Source organism: Pantoea sp. YR525 (assembly GCF_900116775.1).
Classification (GTDB): domain Bacteria; phylum Pseudomonadota; class Gammaproteobacteria; order Enterobacterales; family Enterobacteriaceae; genus Pantoea; species Pantoea symbiotica.
In genome coordinates this window covers 53,745-75,712 of record NZ_FPBU01000002.1, presented here as the reverse complement: position 1 = coordinate 75,712, position 21,968 = coordinate 53,745, and the positions used below count along the sequence as shown (strand labels likewise).

At 53.7% G+C, this 21,968-nt stretch carries 23 protein-coding genes; 11 read left to right on the top strand and 12 right to left on the bottom strand.

Annotated features, from left to right (window positions below; translation table 11 throughout):
• Positions 1 to 13: 13 nt before the first annotated feature.
• Complete coding sequence (gene rhaS, locus BM323_RS03865) at positions 14 to 835, bottom strand: HTH-type transcriptional activator RhaS (protein WP_008108870.1); 822 nt, start codon at positions 833 to 835, stop codon at positions 14 to 16.
• 290 nt (positions 836 to 1,125) lie between these two features.
• On the opposite strand from rhaS, the gene rhaB reads away from it, so the two are divergent.
• The 4 genes from rhaB to rhaM are packed head-to-tail and all read left to right on the top strand — an operon-like array spanning position 1,126 to position 5,004.
• The gene (rhaB, locus tag BM323_RS03860) at positions 1,126 to 2,598 is read left to right on the top strand and encodes a rhamnulokinase (protein ID WP_008108873.1); all 1,473 of its coding nucleotides are present in this window, start codon (positions 1,126 to 1,128) and stop codon (positions 2,596 to 2,598) included.
• Positions 2,591 to 3,847: an L-rhamnose isomerase gene (locus BM323_RS03855; RefSeq protein ID WP_008108874.1), complete on the top strand. Its 1,257-nt coding sequence runs from the start codon at positions 2,591 to 2,593 to the stop codon at positions 3,845 to 3,847. Before rhaB ends, BM323_RS03855 begins: the two co-directional genes overlap by 8 nt.
• Positions 3,848 to 3,857: 10 nt before the next feature.
• The gene (gene rhaD, locus BM323_RS03850; RefSeq protein ID WP_008108876.1) at positions 3,858 to 4,700 is read left to right on the top strand and encodes a rhamnulose-1-phosphate aldolase; all 843 of its coding nucleotides are present in this window, start codon (positions 3,858 to 3,860) and stop codon (positions 4,698 to 4,700) included.
• Entirely contained in the window at positions 4,690 to 5,004 is a 315-nt protein-coding gene (gene rhaM / locus BM323_RS03845) for an L-rhamnose mutarotase (protein ID WP_008108878.1), read from the top strand. The genes rhaD and rhaM overlap by 11 nt, the downstream gene beginning before the upstream one ends.
• Positions 5,005 to 5,071: 67 nt before the next feature.
• Here the strand turns inward: rhaM and BM323_RS03840 are convergent, their stop codons facing one another.
• Positions 5,072 to 5,725, bottom strand: coding sequence for a TetR/AcrR family transcriptional regulator (locus BM323_RS03840; RefSeq protein WP_008108880.1), 654 nt, complete (start codon positions 5,723 to 5,725; stop codon positions 5,072 to 5,074).
• 295 nt (positions 5,726 to 6,020) lie between these two features.
• On the opposite strand from BM323_RS03840, the gene BM323_RS03835 reads away from it, so the two are divergent.
• Positions 6,021 to 6,278: a multiple stress resistance protein BhsA gene (locus BM323_RS03835; protein WP_091003317.1), complete on the top strand. Its 258-nt coding sequence runs from the start codon at positions 6,021 to 6,023 to the stop codon at positions 6,276 to 6,278.
• Between the two features lie 83 nt (positions 6,279 to 6,361).
• On the opposite strand, the gene BM323_RS03830 is transcribed toward BM323_RS03835, so the two are convergent.
• The 3 genes from BM323_RS03830 to BM323_RS03820 form a co-directional block, all read right to left on the bottom strand.
• Positions 6,362 to 7,546, bottom strand: a complete 1,185-nt coding sequence (locus BM323_RS03830; RefSeq protein ID WP_008108884.1) for a sugar transporter — start codon at positions 7,544 to 7,546, stop codon at positions 6,362 to 6,364.
• 365 nt (positions 7,547 to 7,911) lie between these two features.
• Complete coding sequence (locus BM323_RS03825) at positions 7,912 to 8,169, bottom strand: hypothetical protein (RefSeq protein WP_008108886.1); 258 nt, start codon at positions 8,167 to 8,169, stop codon at positions 7,912 to 7,914.
• Between the two features lie 168 nt (positions 8,170 to 8,337).
• Complete coding sequence (locus tag BM323_RS03820) at positions 8,338 to 9,594, bottom strand: MFS transporter (protein WP_008108890.1); 1,257 nt, start codon at positions 9,592 to 9,594, stop codon at positions 8,338 to 8,340.
• A 94-nt stretch (positions 9,595 to 9,688) separates the two neighbouring features.
• On the opposite strand from BM323_RS03820, the gene BM323_RS03815 reads away from it, so the two are divergent.
• The 4 genes from BM323_RS03815 to BM323_RS03800 all read left to right on the top strand — a co-directional run bounded on the left by BM323_RS03815 (position 9,689) and on the right by BM323_RS03800 (position 14,297).
• Positions 9,689 to 10,585 (top strand): LysR family transcriptional regulator, encoded by an 897-nt coding sequence (locus BM323_RS03815; protein ID WP_008108892.1) that lies wholly within the window; start codon positions 9,689 to 9,691, stop codon positions 10,583 to 10,585.
• 134 nt (positions 10,586 to 10,719) lie between these two features.
• On the top strand, positions 10,720 to 11,937 hold the full coding sequence (locus BM323_RS03810; RefSeq protein ID WP_008108894.1) for a sugar metabolism global transcriptional regulator Mlc: 1,218 nt from the start codon (positions 10,720 to 10,722) through the stop codon (positions 11,935 to 11,937).
• A 105-nt stretch (positions 11,938 to 12,042) separates the two neighbouring features.
• The gene (bioD, locus tag BM323_RS03805; protein WP_175501687.1) at positions 12,043 to 12,744 is read left to right on the top strand and encodes a dethiobiotin synthase; all 702 of its coding nucleotides are present in this window, start codon (positions 12,043 to 12,045) and stop codon (positions 12,742 to 12,744) included.
• Between the two features lie 179 nt (positions 12,745 to 12,923).
• A complete protein-coding gene (locus tag BM323_RS03800; protein WP_008108897.1) occupies positions 12,924 to 14,297 on the top strand; it encodes a nucleobase:cation symporter-2 family protein in 1,374 nt (457 codons plus the stop codon).
• Positions 14,298 to 14,438: 141 nt separating this feature from the next.
• On the opposite strand, the gene osmV is transcribed toward BM323_RS03800, so the two are convergent.
• Genes osmV through BM323_RS03780 form a run of 4 tightly spaced genes read right to left on the bottom strand, consistent with a single transcriptional unit; the run spans position 14,439 to position 17,891 of the window.
• Complete coding sequence (osmV, locus tag BM323_RS03795; RefSeq protein ID WP_008108900.1) at positions 14,439 to 15,575, bottom strand: osmoprotectant ABC transporter ATP-binding protein OsmV; 1,137 nt, start codon at positions 15,573 to 15,575, stop codon at positions 14,439 to 14,441.
• Positions 15,575 to 16,222, bottom strand: coding sequence for an osmoprotectant ABC transporter permease OsmW (gene osmW / locus BM323_RS03790; RefSeq protein WP_008108902.1), 648 nt, complete (start codon positions 16,220 to 16,222; stop codon positions 15,575 to 15,577). Before osmW ends, osmV begins: the two co-directional genes overlap by 1 nt.
• Before the next feature lie 9 nt (positions 16,223 to 16,231).
• Positions 16,232 to 17,158: a glycine betaine ABC transporter substrate-binding protein gene (locus BM323_RS03785; protein ID WP_008108905.1), complete on the bottom strand. Its 927-nt coding sequence runs from the start codon at positions 17,156 to 17,158 to the stop codon at positions 16,232 to 16,234.
• A gap of 16 nt (positions 17,159 to 17,174) precedes the next feature.
• The gene (locus BM323_RS03780) at positions 17,175 to 17,891 is read right to left on the bottom strand and encodes an ABC transporter permease (RefSeq protein WP_008108907.1); all 717 of its coding nucleotides are present in this window, start codon (positions 17,889 to 17,891) and stop codon (positions 17,175 to 17,177) included.
• 386 nt (positions 17,892 to 18,277) lie between these two features.
• Here BM323_RS03780 and BM323_RS03775 point away from each other — a divergent pair, with 386 nt between their 5' ends.
• Positions 18,278 to 19,738, top strand: a complete 1,461-nt coding sequence (locus BM323_RS03775; RefSeq protein ID WP_091003324.1) for an MDR family MFS transporter — start codon at positions 18,278 to 18,280, stop codon at positions 19,736 to 19,738.
• Between the two features lie 31 nt (positions 19,739 to 19,769).
• On the opposite strand, the gene BM323_RS03770 is transcribed toward BM323_RS03775, so the two are convergent.
• Positions 19,770 to 20,066 (bottom strand): DUF1161 domain-containing protein, encoded by a 297-nt coding sequence (locus BM323_RS03770; RefSeq protein ID WP_008108911.1) that lies wholly within the window; start codon positions 20,064 to 20,066, stop codon positions 19,770 to 19,772.
• A 52-nt stretch (positions 20,067 to 20,118) separates the two neighbouring features.
• Positions 20,119 to 20,454 carry a DUF1283 family protein gene (locus tag BM323_RS03765; protein ID WP_008108914.1) on the bottom strand — a complete coding sequence of 112 codons (336 nt, stop codon included), beginning with the start codon at positions 20,452 to 20,454 and terminating at the stop codon, positions 20,119 to 20,121.
• 133 nt (positions 20,455 to 20,587) lie between these two features.
• On the opposite strand from BM323_RS03765, the gene BM323_RS03760 reads away from it, so the two are divergent.
• Positions 20,588 to 20,914, top strand: coding sequence for a YnfA family protein (locus BM323_RS03760; protein ID WP_036649651.1), 327 nt, complete (start codon positions 20,588 to 20,590; stop codon positions 20,912 to 20,914).
• A gap of 82 nt (positions 20,915 to 20,996) precedes the next feature.
• Here the strand turns inward: BM323_RS03760 and ydfG are convergent, their stop codons facing one another.
• A complete protein-coding gene (gene ydfG, locus BM323_RS03755) occupies positions 20,997 to 21,743 on the bottom strand; it encodes a bifunctional NADP-dependent 3-hydroxy acid dehydrogenase/3-hydroxypropionate dehydrogenase YdfG (protein ID WP_008104194.1) in 747 nt (248 codons plus the stop codon).
• Between the last annotated feature and the right edge of the window lie 225 nt (positions 21,744 to 21,968).

Below are 21,968 nucleotides of genomic sequence, written 5' to 3'. Positions count from 1 at the left end.
GGAAACGCTCCCGTTATAGCATCTGCTGGCGCTCCGCTCTGGGCGCGCAGCCAAATTCTCGCCGGAACAGCGTGGAAAAGTGGTTGCTGTCACCAAATCCGCACTGGTAGGCAATGTCTGTTATGCGCATATCGCTATGACGCAGTAAATGCCGCGCCTGTAACAGGCGAAGCCGATTCAGGTAACGCTGCGGTGTATTGCCGGTTTGCTGCTTCATCTGGCGGTGCAGGGTACGCAGCGACAATGAAAAACGATCGGCTAAGGCATCCCACACAATCTCTTCACTGTAGTGCTCATTGAGCCAGTCGAGCAACCGATGCAAGCGGGCTTCCTGATCCTGTGATTGATCGTTGTGAGCCGCTTCGCGCAACAACACCAACAGTTGCAGAAAAAGTTGTTCCTGACGTGCGTGACGCTCCAGCGACCATGCATCTTGCTGCTTCATCTGCGTAACGATTTGCAGCGCCTGCGCCATTACCTTGTGATTAATGCGCCAGTGCGACGCGTAGTGGTCCTCTTCTTCGCGCGGCAGGAGTTCCTGCAAACCCGAGAGAAAACGGAATGCCGCCGGACTGCGATACAGCACGTTGGTCAGACATAAATTCTCCGTTTGCTCATAAAGATGGCGATCGTGATCGCGCACGAAGCACACGCATCCTGCGGATAAAGCCTGTGGCTGACCGTTAAACACATGAATGCCAGAACCTTGCTCCACCAACACAATCTCATGGAAATCATGATGATGCTCCGGAAATGCCTGCTGCGGAACGCGCGGCTCAATGGCGATGGCGTAATTCCCCTCAGGGAAGAAATCTGCGCTATGTAGAACGGTCATGATTCGCCTCTTTATTTGCTCAACTGTTGCCGAGTCTACTCAGGCGCCCCGCACCTTACCTTGAATTTTCAACTTAGTAGCGCAGGAAAATGGCTAATTTTTCAAGATCTCACCAGTGATTGACGGAAATGCGGCAAGGCTCACATCTCTCTTCTTGTGTGGTTCTGTGAGCTTTCTCACGAACTTCTTTGTTAGCGTGCCAGCGACTATTACGCACTGGCAGTAAGGGGAAGGTGGCAAAAAGCAGAGATTTCTAATCTGTAGTCATCTCATCACAGGAAGAACACGCCATGAGTATGCGTAACATTGTTGCCATTGATTTAGGCGCATCGAGCGGGCGCGTGATGCTCGCACAATGGAGTTCAGCGAATCAGCAGATCAGCCTGCGCGAAGTCCGTCGCTTCACCAATCAGCGTGTGCGCCGTGCAGATTATGATTGTTGGGATTTGGATCGACTGGAGCAGGAGATTCGTTTAGGGCTGACCCAGCTAGATGATGAAGGTATTGTGCCGGACAGCATCGGCATCGATACCTGGGGCGTTGATTTGGTGTTACTCGATGCCAACGGTGAGCGCGTCGGCGAGGCGGTAAGCTATCGCGACAAGCGCACGGAAGGGCATATGGCTCAGGCCATTAATGATCTCGGCAAAGGTGCGATCTATCAGCGCACCGGTATTCAGTTCTTGCCTTTCAACACGCTCTATCAACTGCACGCGCTGCATCAACAGCAGCCAGATTGGCAGGAAACAGTGCAGCATGCGCTGATGATTCCAGACTATCTGCACTATCGCCTTACGGGCCAGATGAACTGGGAATACACCAACGCCACCACCACACAACTGCTCAATATTCACAGCGGTGAATGGGACAGCGATTTACTCGGCTGGGCTGGCGTACCGGCTAAATGGTTCGGTAAACCAACCTCGCCAGGCAATACCGTTGGTTATTGGACCAGCGCCAGCGGCAACAACATTCCGGTGATCGCGGTGGCGACACACGATACAGCGAGTGCGGTTTTGGCCACGCCGTTAATGCAGGATGATGCCGCTTATCTCAGCTCGGGAACCTGGTCGCTGATGGGGATTGAGAGCTTGCAGCCTTGTGTCAGCACGGCGGCGCTCAATGCCAACATAACCAATGAAGGTGGTGCTGAAGGCTACCGTGTTCTGAAAAACATTATGGGTTTGTGGCTGCTGCAACGTGTCTGCACCGAGTTGCACATTACCGATCTCTGCTCGCTGATCAAAGACGCTGAAAAAGAACCTGCTTGTCGTGCGCTGGTTAACCCCAATCACAGCCGTTTTATCAATCCAGACAGCATGGTTCAGGAGATTCAGAACGCCTGCGCCGAACAGAACATGCCCGTTCCTCAGACGCCTGCCGCGCTGGCCCGCACCATCTTTGACAGTCTGGCCTTGCTCTATCGCCAGGTGATTGGCGAACTCGGCACATTGCGCGCTGCACCGCTGCGTCAGCTGCATGTGGTGGGCGGTGGCAGTCAGAACCCACTGTTAAACCAATTGTGTGCCGATGCCTGCCAACTGCCGGTATTAGCCGGGCCAATTGAAGCCTCAACGCTCGGTAACGTCGGCTGCCAGCTCATTGCCTTAGGCGAACTGCGTGACGTCAGCGATTTACGCCGCTGCATTAGCCAAAACTTCCCGTTAGAAAAATTTGAACCGTTGAACAACAGCGCCTTCGCTGCCCATCAGGCACGCTTTGCCGCGCTCAGCCAACCTGCTAAGGAACTTGCATATGACTAAGCTGATTGAACAGGCCTTCGAACTGGCCAAACAACGCTACGCCGCCATCGGTGTGGATGTGGAACAGGTAATGGCACAGCTGGATGGCATTCCGGTCTCGATGCACTGCTGGCAAGGCGATGACGTGCGCGGCTTCGAAAATCCGAACGGTGAACTGACCGGCGGTATTCAGGCTACCGGTAACTATCCGGGCCGCGCCCGTAATGCTGATGAGCTGCGTTCTGATGTTGAAAAAGCGATGTCACTCATTCCAGGTGCCAAGCGTCTTAACCTGCATGCGATCTATCTGGAGAGCGATAAGCCGGTTGATCGTGATGCGATTGAACCTAAACATTTCAGCAACTGGGTGGAATGGGCTAAGACGCACAAGTTGGGTCTCGACTTTAATCCAAGCTGCTTCTCCCATCCACTGAGCGCCGATGGCTTTACCTTGTCACATGCCGACAAAGGAATTCGTCAGTTCTGGATCGACCACTGCAAGGCTAGCCGTCGCATCTCGGCACACTTTGGTGAGCAACTGGGTACCGCATCCGTCATGAATATCTGGGTGCCGGACGGCATGAAAGATCTCACCGTCGATCGCCTCGCACCACGTCAACGCCTGGCAAGTGCGCTTGATGAAGTAATCAGTGAAAAGCTCAACCCTGCGCATCACATCGATGCGGTAGAGAGCAAACTGTTTGGTATCGGTGCAGAAAGCTACACCGTGGGCTCCAATGAATTCTGCCTGGGTTATGCCAGCAGCCGCCAGACCGCACTAACTCTCGATGCCGGCCACTTCCATCCAACCGAAGTAATTTCCGACAAGATCTCCACGGCGATGCTTTATGTGCCGCGTCTGCTGCTGCACGTAAGCCGACCGGTGCGCTGGGACAGTGATCACGTGGTGATTCTCGACGATGAAACCCAGGCTATCGCCACCGAGATCGCGCGCCACAAGCTATTCGACAAGGTGCATATAGGTCTCGACTTCTTTGATGCGTCTATCAACCGCATCGCGGCGTGGGTAATTGGTACACGCAATGCCAAAAAAGCACTGCTACGCGCACTGCTGGAACCTACCGATCAGTTACGCAAGCTAGAGAACGAAGGGGATTACACCGGTCGCCTGGCGATGCTGGAAGAACAAAAATCGTTGCCGTGGCAAGCGGTGTGGGAAGCCTGGTGTCTGCGCCACGATGTCCCTGCTGATGCCAGCTGGCTGAGCGAAGTCCGTCATTATGAACAACAAACACTGCGTCAACGTTAAGGGACACACCATGCAAAATATTCTCTCTTCCGCTTTTGTTCAGGGAATGGTTAAAGCGACCAGCGACATGTGGTTGAAGGGTTGGGATGAGCGTAACGGCGGCAACGTCAGCTTACGTTTACTGCCGGAAGAAGTTAAAGATTTCGCCGGTGATTTCTATACTGAGCCGCGCTGTATTGAGCTGACCAAACCTGCTCCAGCGCTGGCCAATGATTGGTTCCTGGTCACCGGATCAGGTAAGTTTTTCCGTAACGTACAGATCGACCCGACCGATTGTCTGGCGCTGTTGCAGGTCGATGACAAAGGCTTGTCATACAAAATCCACTGGGGTTTAAGTAATGGTGGCCTGCCAACCTCTGAACTGGCAGCTCACTTCCAGTCCCACAGCGTGCGCAAGCAGGTCTCAAACGGCGTTGATCGCGTGATCATGCACTGTCACGCCACCAACTTTATGGCGCTGAGCTATGTGGTCGATCTGGATTCCGCACGCTTTACACGCCTGCTGTGGGAAGGCAGTACCGAATGTCTGGTGGTGTTCCCGGATGGCGTCGGTATTCTGCCGTGGATGGTGCCAGGCACTGACGGAATCGGCCAAGCAACAGCAGACGCGATGGCAAACCACAGCATTGTGATGTGGCCGTTCCATGGCATCTTTGGCGCCGGTCCAAACCTCGATGAGACCTTTGGCCTGATCGACACTGCGGAGAAATCTTCCGAAGTGGTGGTGAAAGCGCTGTCGATGGGTGGCATTCGTCAAAGCATCACCACTGAGCAACTGATCGCGCTGGGTGAACGCTTCAACGTTAAGCCGTGGCAAGCCGCGCTGCAGGCGGAGCGCAGCGATGTTGCGTAAAGCCTTTGTGATGCAGGTGCATGCACACTGCCACGATGAGTATCTGCGTCGCCATACGCCAATTTGGCCGGAGCTGGCCGAGACGTTAAAAGCGCATGGCGCGCACAATTATGCTATCTGGCTGGATGCTGAACGCAATCTGCTGTTTGCCAGCGTGGAAATTGAGTCTGAAGCGCGCTGGGAAGCAGTGGCAAAAACGGAAGTGTGTCAGCGTTGGTGGGCATCTATGAAGGATTTAATGCCATCAAATCCGGATAACAGCCCGGTGAGTGCGGCATTAAAACCGATGTTTTTCCTGCCTTAACGCTCGCTCGTCTCTGTATTCGAATAGAGGCAATAATTTCAGGCCGACAGGGAAGTCGGCCTGAATTTTATTTGGTGCTCAACTCACAATATCCCGCCAGAGCGGGCCAGATTGCCATCTGCGTATCCACAATCTGGTCAAGATCCTCACGATTAGCTCCTTCTCGAGCACGTACCGACATTCCCTGAAGTAAGCACGCCAGATAGCTAGCTAAGGTTGCACTATTGGCACATTGCGGTAATTCGCCGCGCTGCTGCCGGGTATCAAGGAATGCTTTTAATGCTGATTCCTGTGCATGATGCTGCTGAGCTAGCATCTGCGCCACTTCTTCCGAGCCGGAAGAGAGCGCGCTCGAAGTACAAATGAAGAAACAGCCTGCTGGCTTATCACATTCTGTGAAGCACGCGGCGGTTGCCCGAAAATAGGCTTCAATTGCCGTTTTCACGTCTGATGCATCATCGTTAAGCACTGCGTTGCGTTGTGCGCTGAAGGTTTCAATGTATCGCTGCATCGCCGCACGGAATAAACCCTCTTTATTCTCAAATTCAGCATAAAGGGTTGGGGCTTTCGCGCCGGTTGCATTAACCAAATCGGACAAGGACGTGCCTTCATAACCATGCGCCCAGAACAACATCAATGCCTTGTCCAGGGCATCATTCCGATCAAACACTTTCGGGCGACCGCGCGTTTTCCTGTTCACTACATCGATCAATTCTGTCATTGGGCACCTCAAAGCTTAGAAACACCCAATTAAATTACCGATCATTAAATAAATATGCAAGCGCAGCCCGGAATGAGCCTGTTCGTCATTGTCCGTTTGTGCTTTTAGCTGTCGAAAGCACCCAAATGGATAAGTCGAATAGGGCTGGGAAGCCCATAATCACGCCACTTCCGATTAAAATAATGACCGTTAATAAAATGATTGACGCGCGCACCCTTTCGGCAGTAGCATTTAATTAACGGTTGTTAACTTAATCGCGACCGACCCCAATTCATCTGTTTAAGAGAGCAAAATTATGAAAAGCATCAAACTGACCCTGGCCGCTGTAGCATTATCCTCAATCGCGTTCGGTAGCATGGCTGCAGACCTGGTAAACAAAGCGCCAATGAATCAACAACAAATTGGTGTGGTTAGCGCTTCAGGCAGCACCAACCTGACGTCGCTGGAGAATCAGCTAGCGGAAAAGGCCAATGCTGCCGGAGCAAAGTCATTCCGCATCACTTCGACCTCTGGCAACAACAAGCTAAATGGCACAGCAGTAATTTATAACTAAGAGAATTGAGCGGAGTGCGATTAAGCATTCCGTAAGAAGTGAATAAAAGGCTTCAGAAGATAATCCTTCTGAAGCCTTTTTTCTTATCCGTTAGAACGCAGTTGAGGATAGCGGCGGAAGATAGCGATACACCAGAACAGTGCAACAAGGCCAATAATGCCGCCGACGTTACCGACGTCCGACATTTGCATATGCAAACTGACCTGGTTACCCAGCAGCGCACCTGCGCCGATACCGATGTTGTAGATACCAGAGAACAGCGACATTGCGACGTCGGTAGCATCCGGCGCCAGCGCCAGCACGCGCACCTGCATCGCCAGACCAATCATCATCATTGCCATGCCCCAAACGATGCACAGTACGGTGATTGCAGCGGGACGTACGGCGGCAAACACCAGCAAGCCCATGCTTAGCGTGATCATCGCAATCGCGGCGATCAGCATCGCCGACGGGAATTTATTGCCCAGCGTACTGAACAGCACGCTGCCGATAATGCCCGCCGATCCAAACAGCAGTAAAAGCAGGGTGGTGAAATTGTCATCCGCATTAGCGACCACCTGCATAAACGGTTCGATGTAGCTATAAGCGGTGTAATGCGCCGTCACCACCACGGTAACCAGAACGTACATTGCTACCAGCGCCGGACGACGGAATAGCATCGGCACGCTGCTCAGTGAACCGGTATGTTCACTCGGCAGACGCGGCAGGATGCGCATCAGCAAAATCAGCAACACTAATGCAGACAAACCGATCATGCCGAAGGTGGTGCGCCAGCCAAGATATTGACCGACGATGCGCCCAATCGGCACGCCCAGCACCATTGCCAGCGCGGTACCGGTTGCCAGCATACTCAACGCCTGAGTTTTCTTACCCGCAGGCGCCACGCGAATGGCCAGCGAAGCAGTAATTGACCAGAACACCGCGTGCGCTAAGGCAATACCAATGCGCGAGATCACCAGCGAGGTGAAATCCCATGCCACAGACGAGAGTACATGGCTGGCGACAAACACGATGAACAACACGGCCAACAGCAGGCGACGCTCAATATTGCGCGTCAGTAGCATCAACGGCAGCGACAATAGTGCGACGACCCACGCATAGATGGTCAACATGATGCCAACATCGGCAGTCTTCATGTCATAGCTGGCGGCGATATCTGACAGCAGACCGACAGGCACGAATTCTGTGGTGTTAAAGACAAAAGCAGCAACAGCCAGCAGAACAACGCGTAGCCAGGCCGTTTTACGGGAAACAGTAGTAGATTGCATGGAGTTCAAATCTGTCAGACGGCGAGTGAAAGGGCGAAAAGGCACCCCAGAAAGTGACCGGAGTCACAAATTGCCGCTATTGTGGAGCATTAATGAGCGAAGGGAAACCGTTTGTCGGGCTTTTATTACTGATTATTTTTTATCGTGGAAGGCGTTGTTAATAGCCTGAGGTTATTACGCTTTCTGGTATGAAGGCGAGAGTAATCAGGAGTGATGAAATCAGGGAAGAGGCGACTGGACCTGACGCCGCAATGAACGTCTTAAGGTCCAGTTATTATTACACTTAAATTTATAGTTATTATGAAACGCCTCAGCGGTGCTTAACAAAACAGCGGGGGCACCTTACCACTCTCAAATCATGATTATCAGAGTCTCACCATGTGTTTTAGTGCCACACTATTTTGAGTCGTCATGTTTTTTTTTACCCCAACCGGACAACAGTGCTCGCAGCCCAGCGCGCTGGCATAAAATTTACGTGCTTGCTGGATGGCGGCATTTGGCGTGTAGAAAGTACCAAGAAAACGGCGTGCCTCATCGGTGGGTAAAAACGGGCATCCCGTTGCATGTACTACATGGTTGTCGTTATAGCCGGCGTGCTTATCGACGTAATAATAGAGTCCCATCTAACGACCTCATTGCTGTGAAATAAAAAAAGTCTAACTATTGTTGGAATGGAATGAATTATAGCGACGAATAGCCGTTTTGTTTTATCTGGGACTGTGAGATCGCCGTATGGCATACACTTGAGATGAGAACGGGGCGCATTAGCCCCGTTTAACAGATGAAAGGTATTACAGTTTCCGGCACTGCAAACGCCAGCCGACCAGCAAAGCCATTAATAATAGCAGGCTAATGAATAGCGTTACGCCCATCCAGCCGTAGCTGTGCCAGAACACGCCGCCCAAGGTACCGGCCACGCTGGAACCGACGTAATAACTGAAGAGATAAAGTGACGATGCCTGGCCTTTAGCACGGCGCGCACGTGGACCAATCCAGCCGCTGGCAACCGAGTGTGCCGCAAAGAATCCGGCGGTGAACAGCATCATGCCAGGCAAAATCAGCCACAGCGAGTTAAACGCCGTCAGCAGCAATCCCGCCAGCATAATTGCTGTTGCACCGATCATCACCGGACCGCGCCCAAAGCGGCTGGTCATCGCGCCCGCTTTTGGTGAACTCCATGAACCAGTCAGATACACCACCGACAGCAATCCGACCACCGCCTGGCTCAGTGACCAAGGCGAACTTAACAGGCGATACCCGATGTAGTTGAACAGCGTGACGAACGCGCCCATCAGCAGGAAGCCTTCTGCGAACAGCAGCGGCAGACCTTTATCGCGCCAGTGCAGACGGAAGTTGATTAATAAACTGCGCGGGCGCAGCGACGCCGGGCGGAAATGACGAGATGCAGGGAGAATTTTCCAGAACATCAGCGCGCCCGCCAACGCGAAGCAACCAATAACACCCACCGCAACGCGCCACGAGAAGAAATCGGTCAGTACGCCCGTAAGCAGACGTCCGCTCATGCCGCCAATCGAGTTACCGCTGATATACAGCCCCATGGAAAAGGCGATAACGCGTGGATGAATCTCTTCACTCAGATAGGTCATGCCAACGGCCGCAACGCCGCTCAGCGATAAGCCAATCAGCGCGCGCATCAGCAAAATGCCTTGCCAGCTGCTCATGGTAGCGGAAATCAAGGTGCAGATGGCGGCGAGCAACAGCGCGGTAACCATCACCGATTTACGGCCAATTGCATCCGACAGCGGCCCGGTAAACAGCAATCCCAACGCCATTAAGCCGGTGGAGAGCGAGAGAGAAATACTGCTTTGCGCCGGAGAAATGCCAAACTGCTGCGATAGCACCGGCAGAATGGGCTGTACGCAATAGAGCAAGGCGAAAGTGGCAAGACCGGCGGAGAACAGCGCTAGCGTCACGCGCATAAACTGCGGCGATCCGCGTTCAATCCACTCTGAAGGGGTTGCAGCTGGAGCAGGCTTTACGGACAACTCGTCTTCATCGAGTATCACCGCCTGGGAAGAGCGACTCACGGAACATCCTCGTTTGAACCATTATGGCGTTACTGTAGAAAAGCGTTAATAGGTTGTACAATATATTAATAATCTCAAATGAGACGTTTAAAATATGAATGTCGAGTTGCGCCATTTACGCTATTTCATTGCCGTCGCCGAAGAGCTGCATTTTGGTCGTGCCGCGCAGCGCCTGAATATTTCGCAACCGCCGTTGAGTCAGCAGATCCAGCAGCTGGAACAGGAAATTGGCGCGCAGCTGTTTACCCGCACCAACCGCAGCGTGCAGATCACGCCCGCTGGCGCGCTGTTTTTGCAGGATGCGCGTGGCATTTTGTTGCAGGTTGAACAGGCATCGCGCCGCGCCGCACGCGTGCATACCGGTCAGGAAGGCGAGTTGCGCATTGGCTTTACCTCGTCAGCGCCGTTTACTGGTCTGGTTTCAGATGCGTTGTATCAGTTCCGTCAGCGTTGGCCGCAAGTGCATATACAGATGCAGGAGAACAACACGCGCCAGCAGCTTGCGCCACTTCATGACGACCGGCTGGACCTCGGTGTGATGCGCAATACGCCTCTGCCCAGCGATCTGCAGCATCGCGTGTTACTGCGTGAGCCGCTGTGCGCGGTAGTGCATTGGGCGCATCCGCTGGCCGATGCGGAGTCGATTTCCATTCAGGCGTTAGCCAACGAGCCATTTGTATTTTTCGATCCGCAAGGCGGCACCGCGTTGTACGGTGAGATCCTGGCACTGCTGCATCGTTATCAAATCAAACCTTTTATTACTCAGGAAGTGGGCGAGGCGATGACCATACTGGGTTTGGTGGCGACCGGACTCGGCGTGTCGATTCTGCCGGCATCGTTCCGCCGTGCGCGTTTGGCCGATGTGGTGTGGATCCCTTTGCAGGAAAGCGACGCGATTTCTGAAGTTTGGCTGGTCTGGTCGGCGACGCGAGAACCGACGGCACAAATGACCAATATGATGTCGCTGATGCTCCAAAACGCGGAGAATTGAACCAGCGGGTGAAGCAGGGCATAAACTTTATGTGCGATAAATCACATTTCTAATCAAATATTTGACGCTGCTGGTCAATCTGCATCACCATAGCTGCTGTTTATTTAGAAGCGCGAAAATAATGGGAGCAGGGCGTGAATCTGTACAGTCAACCTGGTCATATTGATCAGATAAAACAGACCAACGCAGGTGTGGTTTACCGACTGATTGACCTTTACGGCCCGATTTCGCGTATTGAGCTTTCTAAACGTGCCCAGTTAGCACCCGCCAGCATTACCAAAATCGTGCGTGAAATGCTCGATGCCCATCTGGTACAGGAAACCGAATTTCAGGAACCGGGCAGTCGCGGTCGTCCCGCGATTGGTTTGATCCTTGATACGCTTGCCTGGCACTATCTCGCCGTACGCATTCAGCCCGGATACATTACGCTGACGCTGCGCGATCTCAGCAGTCGCGCGCTGCAGGAAGATCGCTTGCCGCTGCACGCCAGCGCAGAAAAACCGCTACTGCAAACCTTGCTGGATCTGGTGAATGACTTCTTTATTCGTCATCAAAGCAAGCTGGAGCGTTTGACCGCCATCGCCATTACTTTGCCGGGATTGATCAACGCGGCTTCTGGCGTGGTACATCGTATGCCGGGTTACGACGTGCAGGATATGCCGCTGGGAGAAACGCTGGCGCAACGCACCGGTTTGCCGGTGTTCGTGCAGCATGATATTTCTGCCTGGACGTTAGCCGAAGCACTGTTTGGTGCTTCCAGCGGCGCACAACATGTGATTCAGATTGTGATCGACGAAACCGTCGGCGCGGGCGTGATCAGCGGCGGACAACTGCTGCATAAAAATGGTCGCACGCTGGTGGAGATTGGGCATACGCAAATCGATCCTTACGGCCAGCAGTGTTATTGCGGCAATAATGGTTGTCTCGAAACCGTCGCCAGCATCGAAAGCTTGCTTACTCTCACCGCCCAGCGTTTGCCGTCGCAGCCGGACAGTTTATTGCATCAGGCACCGCTGACGATTGAGAGCTTATGCGCCGCCGCGCAGCAGGGCGATCGTCTGGCGCGTGATGTGATTGCAGGCGTCGGACATCATATTGGCCGGATGCTGGCGATGATGGTAAACATCTTTAATCCTCAACAAATTCTTATCGGTTCTCCGCTTAATCAAGCCGCCGATGTGCTGTTCCCTGCGGTGAGCAGTACCATTCGTCAGCAGGCGTTGCCCGCTTACAGCAGTGAAATCCAGCTCACACCAACGGCTTTCAGCGATCCCGGTACTTTTGGCGGTGCAGCCCTGATAAAAGACGCGCTCTATAGCGGCCACTTATTGGTAAAACTGTTGCAGGGATAATTACAGCTCGCCTTAAGTTTGTCCTAACGCAATCTGCCCGAGAAAACATTTCCTTAAACTGCCTCCTTCGCACGTTACACATCGCTTCAATGAAGGAGGAGAATGGTGAAAACGCTTTTTGTCACCGGTACCGACACCGCGGTGGGTAAAACCGTGGTATCTCGCGCGTTATTACAGTGCTTTGCCAAGGCTAATCTCTGCGCCGCAGGTTTTAAACCTGTTGCCAAAAGCGCGCAGCGCACACCCGAAGGCTTACGTAATAAAGATGCACTGCTGTTGCAGCAGGCTTCGGGCCTCACTCTCACTTATTCCGCCGTTAATCCTATCGCGATGGAAGAGGATGAAATCAGCACCAGCCCGACGCAGCGCATTGATTATCCGTTACTCACTCGCAGTCTGAAAGATTTGCAGGCGCGCGCGGCACGCGTGGTGGTGGAAGGCACCGGCGGCTGGCGTAGTTTAATGAACGACTTGCAGCCTTTATCCGATTGGGTGCGTCAGGAGCATTTGCCGGTTGTGCTGGTTGTGGGCATTAAGGAAGGTTGCATCAGCCACGCTTTACTGACCGCCGAAGCTATTGCGCAGGATGGATTGCAACTGGCGGGTTGGGTGGCAAATCGTATTAATCCCGGCCTGGCGCATTACGCTGAAATTATTGATGTTTTGAGCGAGAAGCTAGGTGCACCTTTATTAGGCGAGTTGCCTTACCTGCCGCGTGCAGAGCAGCGGGAACTGAGCGGTTATCTGGATATTTCGTTGCTCGATGAGAACTTAACGCACGACAACAGTGCAAAGCCTGCGGCCTGATGAAACAAAGTGCCGCAAATGATCAATGGCTGAATCTAATGATTCAGATTCAGCCATCCTTTTTAACGAATTAATTCCTCTATTATTCAATCTTTTACTCCCTGTATTTTATTGAACACTCTTCTCTGGCGTGATTCATGCATCAGCTGCTCTGATGAATATCTTGCCGGAGCACCTGTATGTCGCAATCAGATGAGAAAGGTTTGTTGTATGGGCTGAATGACCGCATCGGTCCATTGCCTGCATTTTGTGCCGCACTGCAACATGTGCTGGCCAGCGTCGTCGGCATTATTACGCCGCCGCTGATTATTGGTTCCGTTTTGGGATTGCAGGCATGGATCCCTTATCTGATCAGCATGTCGCTGTTAGTTTCCGGCTTGGGTACGTTCCTGCAGGCGCGTCGCTTTATGGGCATTGGTGCCGGCATGATCTGCCTGCAGGGCACCAGTTTTGCCTTTCTTGGTGTGATTCTGTCGGGCGGATTGATGGTCAAAGCGCGCGGCGGATCGCCAGAAGAGATCATGGCGATGATCTTTGGCTGCAACCTGGTGGCGGCGATGATTCCGATGTTAATCAGCCGCTGCATCGCGCCATTGCGCAAAGTGTTGACGCCGGTGGTTACCGGCACCGTTATTACCTTGATCGGCATCAGCCTGATTAAAGTCAGCATCACCGATTGGGCTGGCGGCCATAACGCCAGCGATTTCGGCGCACCCGGTAATCTGGCGCTCGGCGCCTTGACGCTGCTGGTGATTATCGTACTTAACCGTTCGCAAAATCGCTGGACGCGGCTGGTGGCCGTGGTTGCCGGCATTGCTGCGGGCTGTATCGCCGCAGCGTTAACCGGTCATCTCACCCTCAAGCCAATGGGCGATACGCCGTGGCTGGTTCTGCCAGAACTGTTCCGCTTTGGTTTTGCCTTTGACTGGACCATCTTCATTCCCATCGCCCTGGTATCGGTGATTGCCGTGATTGAAGCGGTGGGCGATCTTACGGCGAACTGCATGTTGTCGCAGCAGCCGATTGAAGGCGAAGCGTTTGAGCGCCGCATGCAGGGCGGTATTTTTGCCGATGGCATCAGCTGTTTGCTCGCCGCCGTATTCTCAGCCTTTCCCAACACCACCTTTGCGCAAAATAACGGCGTTATCCAGATGACTGGCGTCGCCAGCCGTTACGTTGGCATGGTGATCGGCGTGATGTTGGCGCTGCTCGGTATGTTCCCGGCGATTGGCTCCATGCTGCAGCAGATTCCACCGCCGGTGCTGGGCGGCGCGACCATCGTGATTTTTGGTAGCGTGGTGGCGGCCGGTATCCGCGTGATGACGCAAACGCCACTTGGCCGTCGCGAGATGCTGATTGTTGCCGTGTCGTTTGGTATCGGCTTAGGTGTTGAAGCAGTACCTGATGTGCTGAAACAGTTCCCCACGCTGATTAGCAACCTGTTTGGTCACGCAGTCACCACCGGCGGGATGCTGGCGATTATTTTGAATGTCGTGCTGCCTTCAGAGCGTAACGAAGCGGTAGCAGTAAAAACGGCTGAGGAGTCGCATTAACGTGCAGGGTGCATACGCAAGAAGAGGCGGCAGATCGTAAAGACGCCATAAACCATCCCTGGGGCTTGGCCCGCGCCATCCATGGCGCGGGACACTTTACTCCTCTGCCGCCTCTTCCTGCGTTTCAAGTATCGTGCGGTTTTATGGATTCAAACGACGGCGCGTACGTCCAGAACTGAGATAATCGGCAATGTAATCCTGCGATATCTCACCGCTATAACGACCTTCTTCATCGACAATCGGCATCCACACCGTGTTGTGCTCATACAACTTCGACAGCACCACGCGCAGATTCTCTTCCGCTTTGCCGGTCACTTTAAAGGTATGCAGCATCTCTTCGCAGCGGCCTGTGGATCCGCGCGCTTCACGACGCTTCACAAATCCCAGTGGCTTGCCATCTTCATCAACCACCGTCACCGAGCGCATATCGTTATCGTCCATGGTAGCGAAAGCGTCCTGCAACGGCGTATTACGCTGCACGGTGATGGTCGGCTGCTGATCGGTGACATCGCCAGCCTGCACCAGCAACAAACGTTTCAGCGTACGGTCCTGCCCGACAAAAGAACCCACAAAGTCGTTCGCCGGTTTGGCTAACAGCTCATCCGGGCTTGCGCACTGCACAATTTTGCCCTGGCCAAACACGGCAATGCGGTCGCCGAGCTTCAGCGCTTCATCAATATCATGGCTAACCAGCATCACGGTCTTCTTCAACTGACGCTGCATCTCCAGGAACTCGTTCTGAATCACTTCACGGTTGATCGGGTCGACCGCGCCGAAAGGTTCATCCATCAGCAATACCGGTGGATCAGCGGCCAATGCGCGAATCACGCCAATACGCTGCTGCTGACCGCCGGACATTTCACGCGGATAGCGATGCAGGAACCTGGTCGGATCGAGCGCCACCATGCTCATCAATTCCGTAGCGCGTTCGCGGCAACGCTTCCTATCCCAGCCCAGCATGCGCGGCACCACAGTAATGTTCTCCTCGATGGTCATGTTCGGGAACAGACCAATCTGCTGGATCACGTAACCAATATTGCGGCGCAGGGTAACGGTATCTTGCCCGCTGGTGTCTTCACCATTGATCAAAATCCTGCCGCTTGAAGAGGGAATCAGGCGGTTAATCATCTTCAGCGTGGTGGTTTTGCCACAACCCGATGGGCCGAGCAGCACGCACATTTCCCCGGCAGGCACTTCCAGGCTGACGTTATCCACGGCATTGAGTGACGTGCCATTCTTTTGCGTAAAGGTTTTCGTCAGGTTTTCCAGTTTTATCATTATCGAATCCCCTTAGGAGTCAGCGCCGACTGCAAACGGTGCAGCAGCCAATCAAGCACAATCGCGAGCAAACAAATCATCAAGGCACCGGCAATCAGCATGCGCACATCGCTGCCGCTGATACCGTCGAGCAGTTGCAGGCCCAAACCGCCCGCACCAATCACGGCGGCAATCGCCATCACGCCGACGTTCATCACCACCGCCGTACGAATACCGCCAAAAATCACCGGCAGCGCCATCGGAATTTCCACCCAGCGCAGACGCTGCCAGAAAGTCATGCCAATCCCGCGACCGGCTTCGCGCAGTCCGGGAGACAGATTTTCCAGCGCGGTGTGGGTGTTTCGCACAATCGGCAGCAGCGAGTAGAGAAACACCGCAGTAATCGCGGGAAGGGCGCCAATGCCCTGACCGATCATTGAAAACAGCGGAATCATTAAACCAAACAACGCAATGGTCGGAATGGTTAACACAATGGTGGCGATGCCGAGCACCGGCGTGGCCAGCCACTTAAAGCGCACAATCAAAATGCCCAGTGGCACGCCAACGATAATGGCGAAACCCACCGCGACCAGCACCAGCCAGGTATGTTGCCAGGTGAGCGACATCAAGGTGTGCCAGTTGTTCATGATGTAATGCAAGGTATCCACAGCGCCTCCTTACAGCATGTTTTTAGATTGAAGGAAATCACGCGCCACCTGTTGCGGCGACTGATGATCAATATCGACACGTTTGTTCATCTCGGTGATCGCTTCGTCATTAATCAACGCGGAAAGTTGATTAAGCGCCGTATCCAAGCCTGGATGGCTCTCCAGCACATCCTGACGCACCACCGGCGTGACGTTGTAACTCGGGAAGAAGTGCTTATCATCTTCTAACACTTTGAGTTCAAAACCTTTCACCCGGCCATCGGTGGTGTAGATCAAACCCGCGTCAACAAAGCCATCGCGAATCGCGTTGTAGACTAAGCCGGGATCCATCTGGCGAATCTGCGGACGATCGAGCGGCATGTTGTAGGCTTTCTGCAACGGCTTCAGGCCATCGGAGCGGCCTGAGAACTCCAGGTCCAAACCGAGTTTCCAGTTATGATCCGGATCGTTCTTGCGAACCTCTTCCAGCTTCGCCACCAGTTGCGACATGGTGTTGATGCCTTCTTTCTCCGCACGATCGCGTTGCATAGCAAACGCGTAGGTATTGTTCATCGGTGCCGGATTAAGCCAAACCAGTCCCAACTTCGCATCCAATTGTTTTACCGTTTTATAGGCGTCTTCCGTCGACATCGGTTTATTGATGTGATTAAAGATGATCAGCGAGGTGCCGGTGTATTCCCACGTCATATCAATCTGTTTATTGATCATCGCGTTACGACCGATGGTGGTGGCGATATTGGTTTTGGGGATCACCTGAAAACCTTTCTTCTGCAACCAGATCACCGTCATCGCGGAGAGGATGTGCTGCTCGGTAAAGCTCTTAGTTGCCATGGTGATTGGTGTTGCGGCAGCGGCGCTTTGGCTGATTGCCAGCGTCGCGGTGAGTGCCAGCGCAGTACGTTTTACCCAGCGCGCCAGCTTATTGGCAGTGGCCATCACAAAACTCCTTGTGTTAAGCCGCAGAGTGCGGGCTGAGATAACGTCCCAATGCTGCAAGCAGCATGTCGAGCACCAGCGCAACCAGCGCGGTTGCCACGGCGCCGAGGATCAGCGTAGGGAAGTCGTTGAGGTAGATGCCGGGGAAGATCAGTTCACCAAAGCTGCTGGCGCCGATCAGGAACGCCAATGGCGCTGTGCCGACGTTAATCGCCGTGGCGATGCGCACGCCTGCCAGAATCACCGGCAGCGCATTGGGAATTTCCACCTGACGCAAACGCTGAAACTTCGTCATACCTATACCGTTGGCGGCTTCGATTAGCGACGGCGGTACCGCGCTTAAACCGGCAAAAGTATTACGCACAATCGGCAGCAGCGAGGCGAGGAACAGAGCAATCAGCGCGGGACGATCGCCGATACCGACAATCACCATCGCCAGCGCCAATACCGCCAGCGGTGGCAGCGTGTTACCCACGTTGAAAATTTGCATCACGTACTCTGCCCAGCGGCGGGCGAATGGACGACTGAGCAGGATCCCGCTGGGAATCCCCACCAGCAGCGCAAAGAACATTGACCAAAACACCAAAAACAGATGCTGCTGCCCGAGATAAATCAAATCTTCCCGGCGGTCGCGCAGCGTATTCAGCCCCAGCCCCCATACCAGCAGGGCAATAACCGCAACAATCGCGAGCAGAGCCAGCCCAGCGCGGCGGGCGAGCGATGCATTTTGCATAGCCAGTGTCTCCCTGATTCAAAAAATCGTTCGATGTGGTGATGTCATTCCCAGGATGGCGGCGCAGTGTCAAAAACGCACACATACGAAAATCCTTCACCCCGTTAAATTGCAGTTAAAATGACTATTAGCAGATGCTTTTTCAGTGAATAACTGGAAAGCACCGCTTAGACCTATAGCAATGCTTGTCGATAAGCGCCAGTTTCTGCGGCAAAATCAGACAGATAGAAACAAACAAAAATCGCATCTAACCCGCATGGAATAAGGCATCATCCGACAATAAAAAATTTTCATCGAAATAAGTGACGTCGTCACAGATGGGGCGCACGCAGAGGAAACTGGTCTGGTGAATTTTCAGCTAGCCTTGTTAGAAATTAGGGAGACGTATGACTGAAACTGCAGAATTGAACACGGAACATCGCCACTGGATTCTCATCGGCTGCATGCTCGCTATGTTTATGGCGGCGATTGAAGTCACCATCGTGGCCACCGCGATGCCGACCATCATTGCCGATCTTGGCGGCTTTTCGCAGTTTGGCTGGGTATTTTCCATCTATTTACTGACACAAGCCGTCAGCGTGCCCTTGTATGGCCGGCTGGCGGACATGTGGGGCCGAAAACGGCTGCTGTTTATTGGCGTTTCGCTGTTCCTGCTGGGATCAATTCTGTGCGGATTCGCCCACAGCATGACGTGGCTGATTCTGTTTCGTGCTTTTCAGGGTTTAGGTGCCGGCGCAATTATGCCGCTGACCTCCACCATTGTGGCTGACGTCTATTCGCCGCGTGAACGCGCCAACGTACAAGGCTGGCTCTCCAGCGTCTGGGGCGTGGCGGCAATTATTGGCCCACTAAGCGGCGCGTGGCTGGTGCAGCACTTTAGCTGGTCGGTGATTTTCTGGGTCAACGTACCGATTGGCGCGATTGCCATGCTGCTGCTGGCGCGATTCCTTCCATCGCGTGAGCAAAATCAGGCCACCACGCTCAATCTCACCGGCAGCTGCTGGCTAATGATCTGCGTGACGGCATTATTAGTCGCGCTGTTGCAGGCCGAAGTGCTCGGCTTCTGGCTGTTGCCGTTCCTGCTACTGGCGGTCATCGCCGCCTGGCGTTTAAAACATCATGAACAGCGTGCCGATGCGCCGCTGTTCCCGCTGGAAATCTGGCGCAGTCGGCTCATCGTTGCTGGTAACATCGGTAACCTGATTATCGGTGCCAGCATGATGGGCATCAGCGCGTTTCTGCCAACGTGGATTCAGGGCATCACCGGCGGCACGCCGCTGCAGGCTGGCAGCGCGCTGGCGATGATGTCGATTGGCTGGCCGCTGGCGAGCACCTTAAGCGGCAGGTTGATGCTTATCACCTCCTATCGCTTCACCGCGCAGTTGGGCGCGCTGCTGCTAATTGCTGGCAGCGCGTTACTACTGTTACTGCGCAGCGATAGCTCGATTATGCAGGCGGGCTTCACCGCGTTTGTGATTGGTACCGGCATGGGCATGACCAGCACCACGTTTTTGGTATCGGTGCAGAACCATGCGCATTACGACATTCGCGGCATTTGCACCGCATCAATCATGTTCAGCCGCATGATCGGATCGGCGATTGGTACTGCGTTGTTGGGCGCGGTACTGAACCTGAACTTGTCGCTGCGTCTGCCGCAGGCGGACGATCCGATGCAGAAAATCATGTCGCACGAAAGTCGCCAGGCGCTACCGGAAGCGACATTGCATGACTGGACCGGACAAATCGCCAGCTCATTACATTGGGTGTTTGTGGTGTCGTTGCTGATTGCGCTGTTAACGCTGTGGGTGGCGTGGATGATGCCGCGGCAAAGGCCGGAAGTGGAGTAAAAACAGGGCGGCCAGAGCGCCGCCCGAAAGGTTACTGCGCGGGCGCATCCTGAGAACTGCCTGCGCCGTCTGGCACGCTGCTGTCGCCATCACGGCCATTTTTCTTGTAAACGATTTTCTGTGTGTCGTTCTCGCAATGACCCACAACCTGGCCGCCAGCCTGATCGGCTTGATCATTAGCCACGATATCCAGCGTGAAGTCCGATTCGGCGACGCCGTTGTTAATGATTTTTTTGCTGATGTCCGCTTTGACACTCTCACAAGAAGCCTGCGCCAAAACTGGCAGCGACAACATCGCCATCAGCAGCACTGCATTACGTTTTTTCATCATTCACTCCTTTGGTCAGAAATCCTGTCAAAACTATAGCAGCGATAAACGATTAGGGTGCAAGTGGACGTCCGGTGCGGCGGTCGAGGCAACGCAACGTATTCGGTTCCCAATAAGCGTTAACGTTGTAGCTCTTTTCGCAGGAGTCGCGGGTATCAAAAGCTTTATCCGTCTTATCGAACTCTTTCTCAACGCGCGTATTGACCTTGTTGCGCAAATTTTTAGTATCGTTCCACTGCTCTTTACTCTGGCGAGCGGCTTCATTGCTGGAGGCGCTGCTGCCATCTTCAATGATCAGGCGATCGGTTTTAGCCGACGCAATTGGCGCAGCCATTAACAGGCTCGACGTCACCACGGTCGCCAACAGGGCGGAAAACAGTTTTTTCATCGTCATTTCCTTCAGTTAACACCAGCACAGCCGGGATCGCGGCTGTAACAACCATGGGCGCTAGTATATCATCGCTGCTTCTTTGCTCACCAGCGGTGAGCGCTTTGTTTAGCTTAGTGAGATATTTTCTATGCTGGTAAAAACCGCCTTGCTGTTTTTTATCACTGCGATAGCGGAAATTGTTGGCTGTTTCCTGCCGTGGCTATGGTTGAAGAAGGGCATGACGGCCTGGCTGCTGGTGCCCGCCGCAGCGAGTCTGGCGCTGTTTGTTTGGTTGTTGACGCTGCATCCCGCCGCGAGCGGGCGCGTCTATGCGGCCTATGGCGGCGTATACGTGTTGACGGCATTGATCTGGCTACGCGTGGTGGATGGCGTAAAACTCAGTACATGGGATTGGGTTGGCGCGCTGGTCGCCTTTAGCGGCATGTTGATTATTGTGACGGGTTGGGACCGCACCTAAATCGTAGGGTCGCCATTCATGGCGACCTGGTTCGCATTGAAAGCGACCAGGTGCGCATGAATGCGCACCCTACAAAATCACCTTAACCTTTATGCACTTTCAATCCTGCGGTGGTTTGCGTTACCGGCATAATCTCCAGCGTATTGATGTTGACGTGTTTCGGCAGCGTCGTCACCCAATAGACCGCTTCGGTCACGTCTTCCGCCGTTAACGCGGTGGTGCCTTCGTAAACCTGGCCCGCTTTATCGTCATCGCCCTTGAAGCGCACGTTAGAAAACTCGGTGCCGCCCACCAAACCTGGTTCGATATCAGTCACGCGCAGCGCGGTGCCGTGCAGGTCGGTACGCAGATTCAGGCTGAACTGGCGCACGAACGCTTTGGTCGCGCCATACACGTTGCCACCCAAATAGGGCCAGCTGCCCGCAATCGAACCGATATTCACGATATGACCGACGTTGCGCTCAACCATGGCAGGCAGCACCGCACGCGTCATGTACACCAACCCTTTGTTGTTGGTGTCGATCATATTTTCCCAGTCTTCGATATTGGCTTTGTGCGCCGGTTCTACACCCAACGCCAGGCCAGCATTGTTCACCAGCACATCAATATTGCGCCATTCAGCGGGCAGGGAGGCAATCACTTCATCGATGGCGGCACGATTACGCACGTCCAGCTGAACGGTATACAGATTATCGCCCAACTCATCTTTCAACTCTTTTAAGCGCTCAGCGCGACGTCCGCTGGCGATCACTTTATGACCTGTAGCAATGAAGCGGCGGGTGATACTTTGACCAAAACCAGCAGTTGCGCCAGTAACAAAAATAATCATCTCACTGTTCCTTAAACGATTTCAGGTTATCAGCCACACCTTAGCATTAACCTCAAACCCATGCTCATGAAAACCAAAGGCAGCTTGTTGCAGGATTTTTCCTGCACATTGCGAGTGCATCAGCGCACCACAAAGACGCACGTTTGCGGGCGATGAACTCGCCATATCAGGTAAAACTTACCGCAATGTTAAATCGCAACCGTTTGCCAACCCAGGCAACCGGTT